Below are 16897 nucleotides of genomic sequence, written 5' to 3' on the forward strand. Positions count from 1 at the left end.
AAAAAATTTCATTCCTAATATTTCATATCCCTGGTTCTTTTTTTCTTTGACTTAAAGCTATCTGAGACTGCATAAATGCAGTATGCAACTCCGTAATGTTTTCAAAGCACATACTTTGACCAAAATACATATGACATTGATTTAGAAAATTAGTCATTTTTTTGTAAAGTGTTAAGTTGTGATAGTGTTCAAGATTTTGGTCGACTGCAACAATTTGATCAGAATAATTATATATCATCTCAAGATTCAGGAGATATGAAATATTAGGAATGAAATTTTTTATAGATGGTCCATCTGCTGAGTCTTTTTGAAAAGTCCAGACAAAATATTTCTTTTCTTTAATAAATCCATTACGCGCAAGATTGAAAAAAAGTACTTCCTGATTAATTTCTTTCCCTCTTATAAGCTGTTCAATGTACCATGGCATATGTTTACTTGAAAAAGCAAATTCAGTGGTATGTTGAATTGCCTGTTCAATAAATGTCTGAATCTGTACGACATTCAGATATTCTCCAGGTGTAAATTCTGCAGAAACATCACTTAATGCCAATGTACCAAATATTGATTCATTTCGATAGAGTGGTGCAATGAGTCGCTTTATTTTGTGGAAGCGATTATCTGACTGGAAGAAAAAAGGTTTACGTCCATTATTTAAAAGTGAATTAAGATTCGGACTGATTTCTGATTCGTCAGGCGAACGGCCATGAGACAGAACATAATTCCAAAGTTCTCCTTTGGTGGAAATATCTGGAACATGGCCGGCCGTCATTAAAAGATTTTGTTGCATGTCAAAAATAGCGATAGGATTTTTGAGCATTTCTGTACATATTTGTAAAATATTTTTTAATGATGAATTTTTTAAAATACATTGAAGAATCTGACATTCCCAATTTTGATATTCTGCAATGATATCAGATATAGTATACAGTAGCGAATCTATAGAAATATCTGTTGTAGTGAGAACACTGCAGGAGAGAAAAACAGAGGGAACAGATTCGGGATATTGATTAATAAAAAGCATATGTGCTGGAAAGGAAAAATCTGGTGGGAAAGAATACGACGAATCAATCAGATAAAGAGTATCAGAGTCAATAACTGTTGTTTCAGGTAAAAATTTCCGTACGCGGGTAATTGTGCAGGAATTTTGATTTTGTTCTTTTATTACAAAAATATCTGCTGAAATTTGTTCAAAAATTTGATGAATATTGAGTTTCATAGGAACCCTCCTGTAATATGGACATTTATGTATAAAAATAGTATCTGTTTTTTTGATTATACAGACGATGAATATAAAAAACAAGTGTATTATACTTGGGTTTAGAAAGTGTACAAAAATATATAAAAAGAAAGGGGAAAATTATGAACGAATCAAGAAATCCACTAATGGAAGGTGCCAGTTTACTATATCAGGTTGCACCGGGAGCATTGCTTCCATATGAATATCGAGGAGTAAGACCGGAGATTAAAGCATACCAGACAAGTGCATGGATTGGAACTGCACTGATGATTTCACCAATTTACGATGTGTATGGACCGGATGTGATCAAGTTTTTTAATTCTATCTGTACAAATGATTTTTCTAAACTCGGTATGAAAGGGCTTCGTCATGCAGTAATCTGCAATGAAAAAGGACAGATTATGACAGATGGTGTTGCAATTAAGGTTGCTGAGGACAGAATCCGAACATATTGGTTAAATCCACCTCTTGCGTATCTTGTAGAATCATCTGAAATGGATGTACATGGGGAAGATATGTCAGGAAAAGAATATATTATTCAAATTGATGGAGAAAAATCTCTTGAAATTCTGGAAGATGCTTTTCAGGCGGATTTACATGATATTAAATTTGCACGTCATAGATGTCAGGATGTAGATGGAAAGACAGTACGTATTATTCGCCTTGGGATGTCTGGCAACCTTGCTTATGAAATTCATGGGGATATTTCAGAGTTTATATATATTTATGATAAGGTTTGTGAAAGCGGGAAAAAATTTGGTGCTCAGAAATTAGGACTTCATGCCTATAATCTTTTTAATCATACGGAAGCAGGATTTCCAAACATCAATCTCCATTATCCGCTTCCATGGTTTGAATCGGGAGAAGGACTTGCCAATTATCTGTATCAGCATCCGGAGACTGCTTTTTATAATATTAAACGTTATCTGCTTGGCAGTGTGGGAGATGATCTTGAAAGTCGTTTTATGACGCCATTTGATGTTGGATGGGATTTCCTTGTGAAATTTAATCATGATTTTACCGGAAAAGATGCTCTTTTGAAACTTGCTGAAGAAAAACGCAGAACAGCAGTAACTCTTGAATGGAATGGAGAGGATGTAGGAAAAATTTTTACTACGAAACTGATTCCGGGAGAGGAACCTTGTGAAGATATTTCCGTACAGAGTGATGTATTCTGGAATGAACAGCCGGAAGAACCAGGATTCACTTATAGAGCAGATAAGGTATTTGCCGGAGAAAACCAGATTGGCATTTCATCTGGAAGAATAATTTCCTATAATTACAATAGTATGATTTCTCTTGGATTTATTAATCCTAAATATGCAAAAGAAGGAACGAAACTGGAAATTTTGTGGGGGACTCCTGGTACGCGTCAGATGAAAGTACGTGCAACAGTAAAAAAACTTCCTTATAATAGCGAGTTTATCCGCAATGAAAACAAAGATGTAGAAGAAATTCCTCATTTATTCTAAGGTTTAACAGGGGGCGGCTGTTTTACGACAGCCGCTTTTCATATATTGTTTGGAAGGAGATACATATTGAATAAAAAACAGAAATATACATTTATAAGTCTTATGCTGGCATCTACTGTTGCTGCTTATGCTCAATATCAGATGAATGTGTTTTCGATTGATCTGATAACAGCGTATCAAATATCTGCTTCTCGTTTTGCGTTTTTATTTACTGCACCAATGCTTCCGGCAATTTTTCTGAGCATTCCATTGGGAAAATTGTCTGATAAAATTGGCTATAGAAATGCAATACAGTTGGGACTTGCTTTTACTATATTAGGACTTACAGGTCGTATTTTTGCAGAAAGTTATTCTACACTATGGATTTGCATGGCATTTAGTGGCGCATCTTCTATTACACTGTTTGTTAATAGCGCAAGAGTATTGGAAGAGGTAGTTCCTGCAGAAAAATCAGTTTTATTTATGGGAATATATACTACGGCCAGTATGCTTGCGCAGACTTTTGCAACTGCAACATCTGCAGTTTTGTATTCAACATTACAAAAAGCTTATGTTGGAGCATTAGTATACGCAGTTGTAATTACTGTTATATGGGCAGGGAACTATTGTATAGAGAAAGAAAATGCTGAAAATACAGAATTCAGAAATGCAGATAGATCTTCAGAGCAAAAAGGAAAATTTTCGGAAGTTCTGAGCTGCAAAGGTATCTGGTTTACTGCAGTCAGTTTATTCTGTATTCTGGGAGCGACTATTACATTAAATACATTTCTTCCAGCTGCACTTATGGAAATTCATGGATTTTCTAAATCGCAGGCAGGTACTGTTGCATCTATGATATCATTTGGAAATATGTTTGGTGCAGTTATAGGGCCCGTTTTGTATCGAAAGTTAAAGAAATTTTCAAGACTTATCTTTTTATTTGGAGGAATTTCTATTATAGGATGTATTGGGGGATGGATGCTTCATGAACAAATCCTTATGATAATTATATATTTTATTACAGGGATTGCTATTGGAGGTGCAATGCCAATTTATTTCACAATGCCGATTAGATTAAGAGAAATTTCATCTGATAATATTTCTACAGCAGGAGGGTTGATTACAACATTTCAGTTAGGGGGAGCGGTAATAGTTCCATCTTATATTATTGCTCCAATTGCAGGAAATAATTATTCAGAAATTTTTATCCTGACTGCAGTTGTGATTGCAATTGCTGTTGGATTGGGTGTATTGCTTGAAAAAGAACTGGTTAAATTGTAGTAGAAAGGAAGTACTGATTATGAAAAAAATATTGCTTAATGGTGTTGATGGAAATTTCGGAGGAAAATCTGCCGGAATACTTCTGGAAAAATATCCTCATGAGGATTTGATTTTTACTGCACCAAGAGAAAAAGCACTTAAAAAGTACAAAGAAATGGGAATTGAAACAAGGGTGGCTGATTTTAATAATGCAGAAACTCTTGTGGAAACATTTAAAGGAGCAGATACTGTTGTATTGATTTCCATGCCTTTTGTAGGACCTAAAAGAAGAGCTGCACATAAAACTGCAATTGATGCAGCAGTACGTGCCGGTGTCAAAAAGCTGGTGTATACTTCTATTGTAGGTGCTGGTGAAAAAGATATTAATACATATGAGGTAAATGATCATGTCTGGACAGAAAATTATATCAAAGAACAACCGATACATTATCTGATTCTTCGTGATTCGCAGTATGCCGAGGCAATGGTTTCTTCTTTTGTAGAAGCATATGAGAGAACTAATGGAGTTCTGGCAAATAATATGGGTGAAGGAAAGATGGCGTTTATATCTCGTGACGATTGCGCAACAGCTGCAGCATATGCGGCAATGTCTGAAGATATTGATAAAGTTTTGAATATTAATGGAGCAGAGCTGTTAACAATTGCTGATTTTCTCGAAATTGCCTCAGAAGTAACAGGGAAGAAAGTGGTATATAAATATATTACGGATGATGAGATGTATGCATATTTTGATTCAATCGGAGTGCCCAGAACAACAGAAGAAATGTGGGCTGATACGGCAAAGAATTTTCCGTTTTGTTCTGATGGAATGGTTACTTTCGGGAAAGCAATCCGTCAAAATCAGATGAGTGTTTATACGAATGATTTTGAAAAACTGACAGGCAGAAAACCATTGTTTGTTAGACAGATTTTTGAAGATTTTTCGAATCATCTTATCGGTAACAGGACTTCAACAGATAATTAATGGAAAGTATAAGAAGCCTTTATTATTGTGCATGAAATAGACAGGAATCTCTTTTTTAAAGTAAATGGTATATTTTTGAACAGTAATGTATCTTTCCTGTATCAGGTTTTTACCGTGTGAAATAGCTTTACCCTAAAATAGATTTATGATATTATTTAACAAATACATTAAAATGAAATGTTAAACTGAACTGCGAGGCAGTTATTGGTTATGAATCAGTAAACAACGAAGCAGATGATTTTTTGCTTGGGTAAGATATTATAGATTTATTTTATGGAGGAAAACGATGAAAAGAATTGGCCTTGTAGTTGCATATGACGGCACAAACTACTGCGGCTGGCAGACACAGCCAAACGGAATTACCGTGCAGGGGGTATTAAATGATACACTGTCCGAGCTTCTGGGAGAGAAAATAGAAACTATCGGTGCAAGCCGTACAGATGCAGGTGTTCATGCCATGGGAAATGTGGCAGTATTTGACACTGACACACGCATCCCGGGAGAAAAGATTTCTTATGCACTGAACCAGCGGCTTCCGGAAGATATCCGTATTCAGCTCTCCGAAGAAGTAGAACCGGATTTCCATCCCCGCTACTGCGACAGCGAAAAAACATATGAATACCGCATCCTGAACCGCAAATTCCCGGTTCCGACAGAGCGCTTATACACCTATTTCTATCACTATAAACTGGATGTAGATAAGATGAAAGCTGCAACCTCATACCTGATTGGACAGCATGATTTTGCTTCTTTTTGCGGTGCAAAAGCGCAGGTAAAAACAACCATTCGTACAGTAACAGGAATTGACGTATGGCGTGACGGAGACATCGTAACTATCCGCGTAACAGGAACAGGATTCCTTTACAACATGGTTCGTATTATCGCAGGAACGTTGATAGAAGTAGGAAACGGTCAATATCCACCGGAGAGAGTAAAGACAATCCTGGAAGCCTGCAACCGCGAAACGGCAGGCCCGACAGCTCCGGCACAGGGATTAACATTGATGGGAATTGAATTTTTTGACTGATCTATAAAATGTAAAAATTATTGCATGCTACATTTTTTAGACTGAATGACTGAAATGTAGCATGCAATTTTTTTACAACAATGAGTATGGAAAACAAAAAACGTGGGAGTAACGAAAAAAGTTGAAAAAACGACACAAAACCTATTGACAGAACAGAACCCTTATAATATAATAACCAAATGTGACGTAGTGCGAGATGCTTAAGCCAAATAGCCCAGGCGAAAGTATTTATCAGCGGTTTCGGACATTTCCGCATTTTTAGCACCGGCGTTTCCAATAACTTATATTCGCGGGAAATTCCGCGGTTAATTAAACTATCGTTGATAAATAACAGGAGGTAAAACCATGCAGACTTATATGGCTAATCCAGATAAAATCGAAAGAAAATGGTATGTAGTTGACGCTGATGGATGTACTCTTGGCCGTCTGGCATCCGGAGTAGCAAGCGTTTTAAGAGGAAAAAATAAACCACAGTTTACACCACACGTAGACACAGGTGATTATGTAATCATCGTAAACGCTGACAAGATCAAAGTTACAGGTAAGAAATTAGAGCAGAAAATCTACTACAATCACTCCGATTATGTAGGTGGAATGAGAGAAACCACATTAAAAGAAATGTTAGCAAAGAAACCTGAGAGAGTTATCGAGCTCGCAGTTAAAGGTATGCTTCCAAAAGGACCTTTAGGAAGAAGCATGTACACAAAACTTTTCGTATATGCAGGACCGGAACACAAACATGAAGCTCAGAAACCAGAAGCTTTAACATTTTAATTAGGAGGTAGAAAACATTGGCTAGCGCAAAATTCTACGGAACAGGAAGAAGAAAAAAATCAATCGCAAGAGTTTATCTTGTACCTGGAACCGGTAAGATCACAATCAATAAAAGAGATATCGATGAATATTTTGGATTAGATACACTGAAAGTTATCGTTCGTCAGCCTTTAGCTGCTACAGAAACAGAAGGCAAATTCGATGTATTAGTTAACGTTCATGGCGGTGGATACACAGGACAGGCTGGTGCCATCAGACATGGTGTTGCAAGAGCCCTTCTTCAGGCAGACAACGACTACAGACCAGTTCTGAAAGCTGCTGGATTCTTAACTCGTGACCCACGTATGAAAGAACGTAAGAAATACGGTCTCAAAGCAGCTCGTAGAGCTCCGCAGTTCAGCAAGCGATAATCGACTGCTCAGACTATATCAAAAGGTTTACAAAACCCCGGAAAATCAAGGTTTTCCGGGGTTTTTTTATACCTAAACGGGTGACAAAAGTTTGACCTCATTTGACCAAATGAGAGCCGTTTTCACCCAATTTTTAGTGGTTAAATATAGGACAACCGGCAAAAATGGGGTCAAAAAACGGCCTTAGTGGTTAAAAAATAGGACAACCAGAGAACAATTTCGGGGGTATTTTTGAGGGCGATTTTGGCACTCTCAGACACCGGATTTTTCGCTGGAGGGTTTGGCATAATCTGACCAAATCTGAACAATTAAATACGATTCTAATGCAGGTACTCAGTAACAAATAACAGGGTGCTTTTTTTGTTTCAGAGATTCCGGCATTAGAAAGGGCCGTCACTTTATGATTTTGAAGTGGCGGCTTTTTCGTGTGCCAGGCATGGCACAAGTCTTACGGGTGAAAGTCCCGTCACGGGTATTTACCGCCAAGTGTAGCGAACCACAAGCCGAAGACAGCAATGTTTAGGGGGAGGAAGTGGTGTAGCAAAACCGTTGAGCCTACGAACAGAAACTGGATATGAGACTAAATGGCGGGCAAGATTGCGAAACAAATCGAAGCCCAAAAGGTAAACGTAACGCCAAGAGAGTAAATCCAGAGGTTGTGCGGTGAAAGACTTGTGTCTTACCCTGGGAGGCCTAGGTAGCGTACAACTTGTACGTGCGATAAAAAGTTCATACCTAGGAGTCAGCTGAGACCATAGTATCCCGAAGCACCAATGGGAAAAGGGTCTAATGTCAATATATTGCAAATCGCTGTAAGCAAGGTTAGAATAATCCGAAATCAAAGATATGCTTAACAAGTGGAAACGTATGTCTACGGAAGCAAAAGGTAGAGGGGATAGTATCTGTGATAAAAGCCGCTGATGAAACAGAACCTCGGGAGGTTGCAAGAAACATGCATCTGGCGCTACCTGTGATATTTCGTATTCTCTATGGCTGTGGACTTCGTGTGTCTGAAGTTGTTGGACTTCGCTATAAGGATGTAAATCTCGAAGATGGGATTCTTACAATCCGTGAAGCCAAAACTGACCGTGACCGATATATCTCATTATCAGACTCTGTGAAAGAGGCTTGTATCGGAAGTTGGGAAAGGCTCAACCTTTTCTGTTTTCCTGCTCCGAAAGTAGCGCCGACACGCCCCAAAAATTGAAATGTCACAGACTTGTGACATTTGGGGTCGAATTTAGCGGAAATTTTTTGTGGCTCGTGACATTTTTGTGAGGTTTGGTCGTTACAATGGGTTTATCAAAAAGAAAGGATGGTGTTCTTTATGAGAATTTTGCAAACGACTGAACTGAAAAAATATTATGGCACAGAGCCGGACATTACCAGAGCCTTGGATGGTGTGACCCTCTCCATAGAAACTCTCCAAACTTTCATAACAGGGATAGATACTCCATTTGCGGAGGGAGGAACGGCGTTTCTTCGCCGCACCTTCCTCCGATTTTTCTTTTTGTCTGTATCCTTGTCTTTTGCCTGTCCGTACCGGATAATATGAGTAGAATAAGAAGCGTAGCAAAGGAGCGAAAACAGATGTTGACCTTTGAAAAGGTGCTGGAGATTTTTGCGGATTACCTGACCGCAGACGAGACCATGGAAGTTTATATCAGCCGCCATGGATGTGTAAGAGTTGAATTTGACCAAGATTTTCACTATTGCTCTGGCGAAGTGTGCCATACTCCCAAGGAACTGTTCGACCTCTTAGCCGATGATTACCGGACTTATCTGGAGATTGAACTGACCAAAGGAAAACGGGAAGTGACGGAAGATGATGAGAGAGAAGCGGATGCCCTGTGCAAACGGCATCTGGAGCGTTGGAGGGAGGAACTGGAATGAAGATTTTGAAATGCTTGCTGATGATTGTAACTGCACCGGTCATTTTGGTGTTGACGCTTTTTGTCTGGCTCTGCATGGGGCTGATTTACATATCCGGTCTGGTGCTTGGTCTGCTCAGCACGGTAATTGCTCTGCTTGGCGTGGCTGTGATTATTACCTATTCCCCGCAGAATGGTGTGATTTTGCTGGTTATAGCTTTTTTGATTAGCCCGATGGGATTGCCGCTTGCGGCGATCTGGCTGTTGGGTAAGGTGCAGGATTTGAAATATGCAATTCAGGACAGGGTGTATGGGTGAAGGTATCTTACTCACAATCTTGGTCACTGACTAAGATGGTGTGGTTATAGTACGATAAATATTTTGTGAAAAATGGTTGAGAAATAATTTATTCATAAATTTTGCAGAAAAACTGCAAAAACAAGCTATAAATATTGACCAAAGCATTTTTAACTGTTATAATAGTGGCTGAAAATACGAATACTGAGAATGGAGGTATTCAATTATGTTGATTCAGTTTACAGTTGAAAATCACAGGTCAATAAAGAACAGTGCCGTAATCAGTTTTGCGGCCTCTAAGGATAAGTCATTTGAAGAATATCTGCTTCATCCAGATGAAAAGAAGGCATTGTTGCCCGTACTTGCAATTTACGGTGCCAATGCAGCCGGAAAAAGTAACGTATTACACGCAATGATGACAATGAAAGAAATGGTTGTAGGAAATGCAGCAAAAGTTTCTAAGGGACAAAAGTTGCCGTGGGAGCCGTTTGGCGGAACAAAGGAACCGACGTCTTTTGAGATGGTATTTATTTTTCAGGGAGTTCGTTACACATACGGTTTTTCTTTTGATGCAAAGAAGATTTATAAAGAGTATCTTTACCATTGGCCAAATGGTCGTGAAGCCTTAATCTTTTCAAGAGAAAACGGAGTATATGAGTTCCGGGAAAATGTAAATGAGCAGGTAACTCTGAGCAATCGAACACCAGACAATAAGCTCTATCTGGTATCTTCTAATGACTGGAATCTGCCTCAGACGGAAAATGCTTATCGGTGGTTCCTGGAAAAGTTGACATTCTTGATGGATGAAGAACCAGCTACCTCAGAAACTGTTGCCCAGATTGCCAGTGGTGATGATAAGAAAGCTCGAATCTTAAAGGAATTGCTGCTTGCCGATCTTGGAATTACCGATGTTACAATCAAGAACACTTCCGGTAAAATTCCGGTTATTACGACAACACATCGAATTATTAACGAGGATGGTACAACAGAATACTTCCAGCTTTTAATGGAGCAGGAATCTGTCGGTACACAACACTTTTTTGCCCGCATTGGAGGATGGTTGCAGGCACTTGAAAACGGCGCACTTTTAGTTGTTGATGAAATTGAGGATAGTCTGCATCCTCTTTTAACCAGAAGGCTGATTGAAATGGTGCAGGATAAGGCTGTCAATACAAAGGGAGCGCAGCTGATTTTTACAACACACGATGCAATGCTACTTGACTTGAATTTCTTCCGTAGAGATCAGATTTGGTTTGCTGAAAAGAATGATGAGACTTGTGCAACAGAGCTTTACTCGTTGGCATCTTTCTCTCCAAGAAAAGGAGAAAATGTGCGTAAGGGTTATCTTCAGGGACGGTTTGGTGCAATCCCTTTTATCGGAGGTGACGCCTGATGAGCAAGATGCGAAAAGAGTATGACCCGAACAAAGTTAAGCGGCGTAAGCGTAAACCGATTGTTTATATCATCTGCGAAGGAAAAGAAACAGAGACACTTGAGTTTGACGGCCACGCATGGAAACGCAGCGACTTAAACCATATTGGAGCGTTAATTGAAATGCCGCCGCTTTATGAAAATTTGACCGCCTATGAAAATCTGAAAGTAAGGACTACTATTTTAGGGCTGACAGATAAGTGGATTGACGAAGTGCTGCAAATCGTCCGGCTGACGGAAACAGGCAAGAAAAGAGCCGGACAGTTTTCTCTTGGTATGAAACAGCGTCTTGGAATTGCAGTTGCATTACTAAACAACCCGAAGCTGCTCATACTTGATGAACCAACCAACGGGCTTGACCCGATTGGGATTGAAGAACTTAGAGAGCTTATCCGTTCCTTTCCTGCAAAGGGTATTACCGTTATTTTATCAAGTCATATTCTCTCCGAGGTACAACAGACCGCTGACCACATCGGCATTATTGCGGGCGGCGTCTTAGGCTATGAGGGGAAACTTAATGCAAACGAAAATTTGGAACATCTTTTTATGGACGTTGTAAAAAGCAATCACAGGGAGGGTTAAGGCATGGACTATCTAAAATCAGAACATTTGAAATTCAAGAGGACAATATCGAACAAACTGATTTTCATTGTTCCGCTAATTACGGCTATTTTTGCATGGCTTATGGGTGGATATATAGGGTATCAGTACATGACGCTTTACTGGTGGTATGCGTTCCTGCTTCCGGGAGCAATCGCAATTTTGTGTTCTTTGTCACACAGAAAAGAAGAAAACGCCGGGAAATACTATTCGGTATTTTCTATGCCTGTAAATCTTTCGAGATTTGAATTTGCCAAGGGCATTATCTTAGTCGAAAAACTGCTTGTTTCAGCGATATTTTTAGCATTGCTTATTTCTATCAGTAAGGTTTTTCACATGAAAGAAGGAGAATTATGTATCAATGCTCTTGCTAATGTTCCTGCGGCATATTCTTTTCCCTTTGGATATAGTGTTGGATTGAGTTGTGTGATTGACAAAGATTCTATTGATGCGAAAACAAAACAAATTTTTTCTTACTATAATATTGATGTCTTAAATCTTGGACAAGAATTGGAAATAGAAAAAAAGTGGTTTTTATGCCGGACACCACAGCGATTGTTACATATCTTTGATGAATTATACGCTGCAAAAGGCGTGGAAGGAAAAGATTACTTCCGTATTAAATTATTGGAATTGTTTTACCATATCAAACAACTGCGGATTGAAGATCAGTATGAAGCAACATATTATTCCAAAGAGCAAATTGAAATCATTAAGCGTATCCGACATCAGCTTATAGAAAACCTCGACAAAAAACTATCCATAGAAGAACTCTTGCGAAAAGAGCCAATGAGCAAGGTCACATTTCAAGCTATTTTCAAACAGATTTATGGCGATACGCCCTATGCACATATCAAAAAGTATAAAATGAATCTTGCGGCTGTTTATTTGCAGGAAACAGATCAATCAATCACGCAAATAGCCGGTGAACTTGGATATTCAAATATTAGTAAGTTTGCGAGGGCTTTTCAAGAAGTGTTTGGAATGCTTCCAAAGGATTACCGTAAAGCAAAAAAGTGATTTAACTTTTGGGCTGTTTTCTTGATTTACTTTTCCCTTTGGAGTAGTTAGAGACTGCAAACCGGTGTAAAATGACAGTGTAGTTAGTTGTTACTAACTACACTGTCATTTTATTTTAAGGAGGTTTCAAAGATGGAACAAACGGTAAAGAAAAAAATTGGCGTTCGAGATATTATGACGATTGCCGCAATGATGGTCATCAATTTTGCAATTGCAATGGTGATTGGTATGGTTACATTGCCTTTCCCAGCAGTATATTTATACGGCTCTGCTGGTATTGATGCCTTTATTGGAGCAACATTTTATTTGGTTGCGGCAAATCGTATTAACAAACACGGATTATTGTTTGCTTGGGCTACGGTTTATGGACTAATCCAAGGTGTTATGGGTTATATGTTCTTGGTTCCCTATTTCTTGATTGTAGCCCTCATTGCCGAGTTATGCATGGTTGGCAAGAATACATACCGAAGTGCAGTTCGTAACCGAATTGGCTGGATGGTCAACTCAATCGGAAATTTTGTAGGCTGTGCCGTACCGCTGTGGTGGTCTTGGGACAGCTATCAGGAAATGGCAGCAAGCAGCGGTTTTGATGCAAATACCTTGAATATGCAGCTCTCTATGGTGACTTCTCCGGCGCTGATGCTTCTGGGTGTTGTCATTACTGCGGTTCTTGCAATTCTTGGTACATTGTTCGGCCAGCGGTTGCTCAGAAAGCATTTCCAAAAAGCTGGCATTGTAGGATGATGGCCGGAGAAAAAAAGCAAAGGCGGATTGACCGGATTGACGGGCGCACAGTTCTTTTCCTGACGCTGTGCGCCTGCCTTGTGACTTTCCTTACCACGAGTTTTTGGGGACATGGGATTTTTACCTTTTGGATTTTTCTGATCCTGTGCTGGTTCGGCTTGTATAAGCAGGCTATTGGATGCTTTGCGGTCTATTTGGTAGCGATTGTATGGCTGATGATCGAGACAAAGTATCAGATCAGTATCCCATACCTCTTTTGTGTTGAAGTACGCATTGGGCTGGCAGAACTGTATGCCTGCTTTTACCACGATCATCAACAATATTTATCTGCTTTTGATTCCGGTGGGCATTCTGATCGGGATGCACACTACGGATTTCAGGGAGTATTCGTTGACATTTATTTTCTACCTGATTATTGTCCATGCGATTTCCGGTGTCCTGAATAAAATCATGTATATCTCTGAGTCCTTTACGCAGATTGACGGCAGCGTGGAGCGTATGGATGAAATCCTGCGTATCCCGGCCCTGCCCGAAAAGAGTACGGCGCAAGCAATCGAAAACTATGGGATTGCTTTCCGGGATGTCAGCTTTTCCTACGAAGCCGATTCCCAGGTCAAGGCCCTGTCTCATGTTTCTTTCTTTGCGGATCAGGGCAAGGTGACAGCCATTGTCGGCCCCTCCGGTGGCGGTAAAAGTACCATCGCCAGCCTAATCTCCCGGTTTTATGATGTGACGGACGGAAGTATTCAAATCGGCGGCGTTGACATTCGGGATATTCCGCTGGATGCGCTGATGGATAAGGTCAGCTTCGTATTTCAGGATACGTTCCTGTTCAAACAGAGCATCCTGGACAACATCCGTATGGGAAATCCAGATGCTACGGAAGAACAGGTGATTGCGGCGGCAAAGGCTGCAAGATGCCATGAATTTATTGAGCAGCTTCCGAACGGCTACCAGACCGTGATCGGCAGCACCGGCGTCCACCTTTCCGGTGGTGAGCGCCAGCGGATTGCCATTGCAAGGGCTATCGTAAAAGACGCGCCCATTATCGTTCTGGACGAGGCAACCGCGTTCAGCGACCCGGAGAACGAGTACCTGATTCAAAAAGCCTTTGAAAAGCTGATCCAGAATAAAACGGTTGTAATGATCGCCCATCGCCTGTCCACGATTCGTAATGCTTACCATATCCTTGTCATGGAAAAGGGCTGTCTGATTGAGTCCGGCACCCATGACGAGCTGCTGAAGAAGGACGGAAAATACGCACAGATGTGGAGCAGCTATACGGAGTCGATCAACTGGAAAATTGGTACAGGAAAGGCGGTGTGATCTATGAGTAAGCTGAAAGAAAAGTTAATGCTGTCGGAGAAAGGCTATTCCGACCTGAAAAAAGCAATTACGGCCTGCACAATAACCAATATCGCGTTATTGCTCCCATCAATGGTAGCCTGCCTGATCTTTTGGGAGCTGTTAAAGCCGTTTACGGGAGAAGCAATTTCGTGGGCCGCGTTGTGGAAGCTGCTGGGCCTGGGGCTGGTGGCGGCTATTCTGGTATTCCTGGCCGCGAAAAACGATTATAGGAAAACCTATATTGCTTCCTATAAGGAGGCCAGTACGACCAGACTTCGGATCGCAGAGCATCTTCGCAAGCTCCCAATGAGCTTCTTTAACACAAAAGATTTGTCCGATATTACCACCAACATGATGGCGGATTGCAGCAGCATGGAATCCATGCTCAGCAGTACCATCCCGCCGCTGATTGCAAATATCATCTCTGTTACCCTGACCTGCGTTTGTCTGGCATTTTTTGACTGGAGAATGGCCCTTGCGATTTTCTGCACAATGCCGGTTACATTCCTTATCATCTGGTGCGGGCGCAAGCTACAACTTCGTCTGTTTGACAAACAGGTGGATGTGAAACTGGAGGCGTCTAGCCAGATTCAGGAATACCTGGAAGGTATTAAGATCATCAAATCTTGTGGTCTTGGCGGTTCCCGCTTTGATGCGTTGGATAAAGCACTCCAGGCCATGAAAAAAATCGCCATTAAAGTGGAACTGGCCTCCGGTATTCTGGTTCAGGGAGCCAGCCTGATCCTGCAAGCAGGGCTTGGCATTACTATTTTCATTGGAACGGTGCTGATAACCGGCGGCAAAATCGAATTGCTCCCTCTGCTGGTGCTGCTCATGTTCTCCACGCAGATTTACGGCCCGATCCTTGCCATTCTCTCACAGTTGACTTCTCTGTTTCATTTGGAGACTGTCACCAACCGTATGCGTACCCTGCTGACCACGCCCGCTATGGAGGGCGAGGATAAGGATGTATCCAAGTATGACATTGAACTGAAAAATGTCACTTTCGGATATAACCAGGACGATGTTATCAAGGATGTGTCTTTTTCTATTCCTGCTGGCAGCGTAACGGCCCTGGTAGGGCCTTCCGGCAGCGGCAAAAGCACGATTTCCAAACTGATCGCCCGCTTTTGGGATATAAGAAAAGGCCAGATCACCATTGGTGGTATGGATGTCAGCACCATTGAACCGGAACACCTGATGCGCTGTATGTCCTTTGTATTCCAGGATGTGACCCTGTTCAACGATACTGTTTTTAACAATATCCGTGTAGGTAACATGAACGCTACCGAAGAACAGGTCATGGCAGCGGCAAAGGCAGCGTACTGTAACGAATTTATCCAGCGATTGCCGGATGGTTATCAGACTATCTTGGGGGAGAACGGCAGCACTCTTTCTGGCGGAGAACGTCAGCGAATCTCCATTGCCCGCGCTCTGCTGAAAGATGCCCCGATTATTCTTCTTGATGAAGCAACAGCATCTCTTGACCCGGAGAACGAGGTTTTAATCCAGCGGGCCATTGCAAAGCTGGTGGAGGGTAAGACGGTCATTATGATTGCTCACCGGCTTCGTACCGTTGTGGATGCCGACCAGATTCTTGTCCTCGACAATGGAAAATTGGTGGAATGCGGCACACATGATGAACTGATGAAGAAAAAAGGTTTGTATCACAAGTTGTTTTGCATCCAGCAGGAGAGCCTTGGCTGGGAGGTATAACTTTTGAGGATAGGATGTCCTATGAAGATTCATGCGTCCGGGGAGGATTATCTGGAGGCTGTGCTGATACTTCAAAAGAAACAAGGCATGGTTCGCTCCGTTGACCTTGCTCGGCACATGGGTTTTAGCAAACCGAGTATCAGTCATGCGGTGGGCGTTTTGAAAAACGGCGGTTTTGAGAAATCAAGGCTGCCGTTTCTTTTGCCCTCAAATGGAATGACGCGCTGGCAGCTTCGGCGGCTTACAGGAGGGAGCCGCCCATGATACGATCTGACCGCCGACAAATTCTGACTGTATTTTCGCAACTGTCAAAAAAATCCATACTGTCCAGTGGGTACAGTCTAACGATGGATGCGAAAATCGTCGCTTTTTAATTTTACTGTATTAGATACTTGTCCGGTCAATATAGGAGATAATGTGTTTTTCGGTCCCAATTGCACAATAGCTACACCGGTTCATCCTTTCCGGTGGCAGGAGAGAAATATTAAATTCAAGGAAGACGGCACTGCTTATGATGATGAATATGGAAAACCTATTACGATTCATTCGAATTGCTGGATTGCCAGTAATGTGATGATTGCCGGCGGTCTGATGATGGGAAATGCAGCTTCTGTTATTGGTTTTGCCGTTGCGGGAATTGATATTACATTATTTGGAGAGACATTTAAGTGGATTCTGTGGAAATGAAATCCATGGAAGGTTCTTTTTGGCGTACTGTTTATGTAAA

The 16897-nt window shown here is 41.0% G+C and carries 15 protein-coding genes and 4 pseudogenes; 18 read left to right on the forward strand and 1 reads right to left on the reverse strand.

Going from position 1 to position 16897, the window contains the following annotated elements; translation table 11 throughout:
• Positions 1 to 22: 22 nt before the first annotated feature.
• Positions 23 to 1216 carry a hypothetical protein gene (locus H8Z82_RS11715; RefSeq protein ID WP_186995226.1) on the reverse strand — a complete coding sequence of 398 codons (1194 nt, stop codon included), beginning with the start codon at positions 1214 to 1216 and terminating at the stop codon, positions 23 to 25.
• A 143-nt stretch (positions 1217 to 1359) separates the two neighbouring features.
• On the opposite strand from H8Z82_RS11715, the gene H8Z82_RS11720 reads away from it, so the two are divergent.
• The 18 genes and pseudogenes from H8Z82_RS11720 (at position 1360) to H8Z82_RS11805 (ending at position 16857) form a co-directional block, all read left to right on the forward strand.
• Entirely contained in the window at positions 1360 to 2709 is a 1350-nt protein-coding gene (locus H8Z82_RS11720) for an aminomethyltransferase family protein (RefSeq protein WP_044997035.1), read from the forward strand.
• Between the two features lie 66 nt (positions 2710 to 2775).
• Entirely contained in the window at positions 2776 to 3969 is a 1194-nt protein-coding gene (locus H8Z82_RS11725; protein ID WP_019160798.1) for an MFS transporter, read from the forward strand.
• A 19-nt stretch (positions 3970 to 3988) separates the two neighbouring features.
• Positions 3989 to 4933 (forward strand): NmrA family NAD(P)-binding protein, encoded by a 945-nt coding sequence (locus H8Z82_RS11730; protein WP_118572419.1) that lies wholly within the window; start codon positions 3989 to 3991, stop codon positions 4931 to 4933.
• 286 nt (positions 4934 to 5219) lie between these two features.
• The gene (gene truA / locus H8Z82_RS11735) at positions 5220 to 5960 is read left to right on the forward strand and encodes a tRNA pseudouridine(38-40) synthase TruA (protein WP_019160800.1); all 741 of its coding nucleotides are present in this window, start codon (positions 5220 to 5222) and stop codon (positions 5958 to 5960) included.
• 345 nt (positions 5961 to 6305) lie between these two features.
• Positions 6306 to 6734, forward strand: a complete 429-nt coding sequence (gene rplM / locus H8Z82_RS11740) for a 50S ribosomal protein L13 (RefSeq protein WP_008705976.1) — start codon at positions 6306 to 6308, stop codon at positions 6732 to 6734.
• A gap of 17 nt (positions 6735 to 6751) precedes the next feature.
• Positions 6752 to 7144 carry a 30S ribosomal protein S9 gene (gene rpsI, locus H8Z82_RS11745; protein ID WP_008705974.1) on the forward strand — a complete coding sequence of 131 codons (393 nt, stop codon included), beginning with the start codon at positions 6752 to 6754 and terminating at the stop codon, positions 7142 to 7144.
• A 904-nt stretch (positions 7145 to 8048) separates the two neighbouring features.
• Entirely contained in the window at positions 8049 to 8351 is a 303-nt protein-coding gene (locus H8Z82_RS11750; protein ID WP_243101784.1) for a tyrosine-type recombinase/integrase, read from the forward strand.
• 120 nt (positions 8352 to 8471) lie between these two features.
• Positions 8472 to 8600: pseudogene (locus tag H8Z82_RS17385) on the forward strand (ABC transporter ATP-binding protein); the annotation flags it as partial.
• Between the two features lie 134 nt (positions 8601 to 8734).
• A complete protein-coding gene (locus H8Z82_RS11755) occupies positions 8735 to 9037 on the forward strand; it encodes a hypothetical protein (protein WP_119243844.1) in 303 nt (100 codons plus the stop codon).
• Entirely contained in the window at positions 9034 to 9333 is a 300-nt protein-coding gene (locus H8Z82_RS11760; protein ID WP_186995227.1) for a CD1845 family protein, read from the forward strand. The genes H8Z82_RS11755 and H8Z82_RS11760 overlap by 4 nt, the downstream gene beginning before the upstream one ends.
• A gap of 205 nt (positions 9334 to 9538) precedes the next feature.
• Positions 9539 to 10705, forward strand: a complete 1167-nt coding sequence (locus H8Z82_RS11765; protein WP_005341167.1) for an AAA family ATPase — start codon at positions 9539 to 9541, stop codon at positions 10703 to 10705.
• A gap of 107 nt (positions 10706 to 10812) precedes the next feature.
• A pseudogene (locus tag H8Z82_RS11770) lies at positions 10813 to 11325 on the forward strand (ATP-binding cassette domain-containing protein); the annotation flags it as partial.
• 3 nt (positions 11326 to 11328) lie between these two features.
• A complete protein-coding gene (locus tag H8Z82_RS11780) occupies positions 11329 to 12363 on the forward strand; it encodes a helix-turn-helix domain-containing protein (protein WP_243176466.1) in 1035 nt (344 codons plus the stop codon).
• Between the two features lie 132 nt (positions 12364 to 12495).
• Positions 12496 to 13107 (forward strand): MptD family putative ECF transporter S component, encoded by a 612-nt coding sequence (locus H8Z82_RS11785; RefSeq protein ID WP_019160819.1) that lies wholly within the window; start codon positions 12496 to 12498, stop codon positions 13105 to 13107.
• Positions 13108 to 13353: 246 nt separating this feature from the next.
• Positions 13354 to 14433: pseudogene (locus H8Z82_RS11790) on the forward strand (ABC transporter ATP-binding protein); the annotation flags it as partial.
• A gap of 3 nt (positions 14434 to 14436) precedes the next feature.
• Positions 14437 to 16170, forward strand: coding sequence for an ABC transporter ATP-binding protein (locus H8Z82_RS11795; protein ID WP_186995228.1), 1734 nt, complete (start codon positions 14437 to 14439; stop codon positions 16168 to 16170).
• 21 nt (positions 16171 to 16191) lie between these two features.
• A pseudogene (locus tag H8Z82_RS11800) lies at positions 16192 to 16347 on the forward strand (metal-dependent transcriptional regulator); the annotation flags it as partial.
• A gap of 174 nt (positions 16348 to 16521) precedes the next feature.
• On the forward strand, positions 16522 to 16857 hold the full coding sequence (locus H8Z82_RS11805; protein ID WP_186995229.1) for an LbetaH domain-containing protein: 336 nt from the start codon (positions 16522 to 16524) through the stop codon (positions 16855 to 16857).
• Positions 16858 to 16897: the final 40 nt, after the last annotated feature.

Source organism: Blautia difficilis (assembly GCF_014297245.1).
Lineage (GTDB): Bacteria > Bacillota > Clostridia > Lachnospirales > Lachnospiraceae > Blautia_A > Blautia_A difficilis.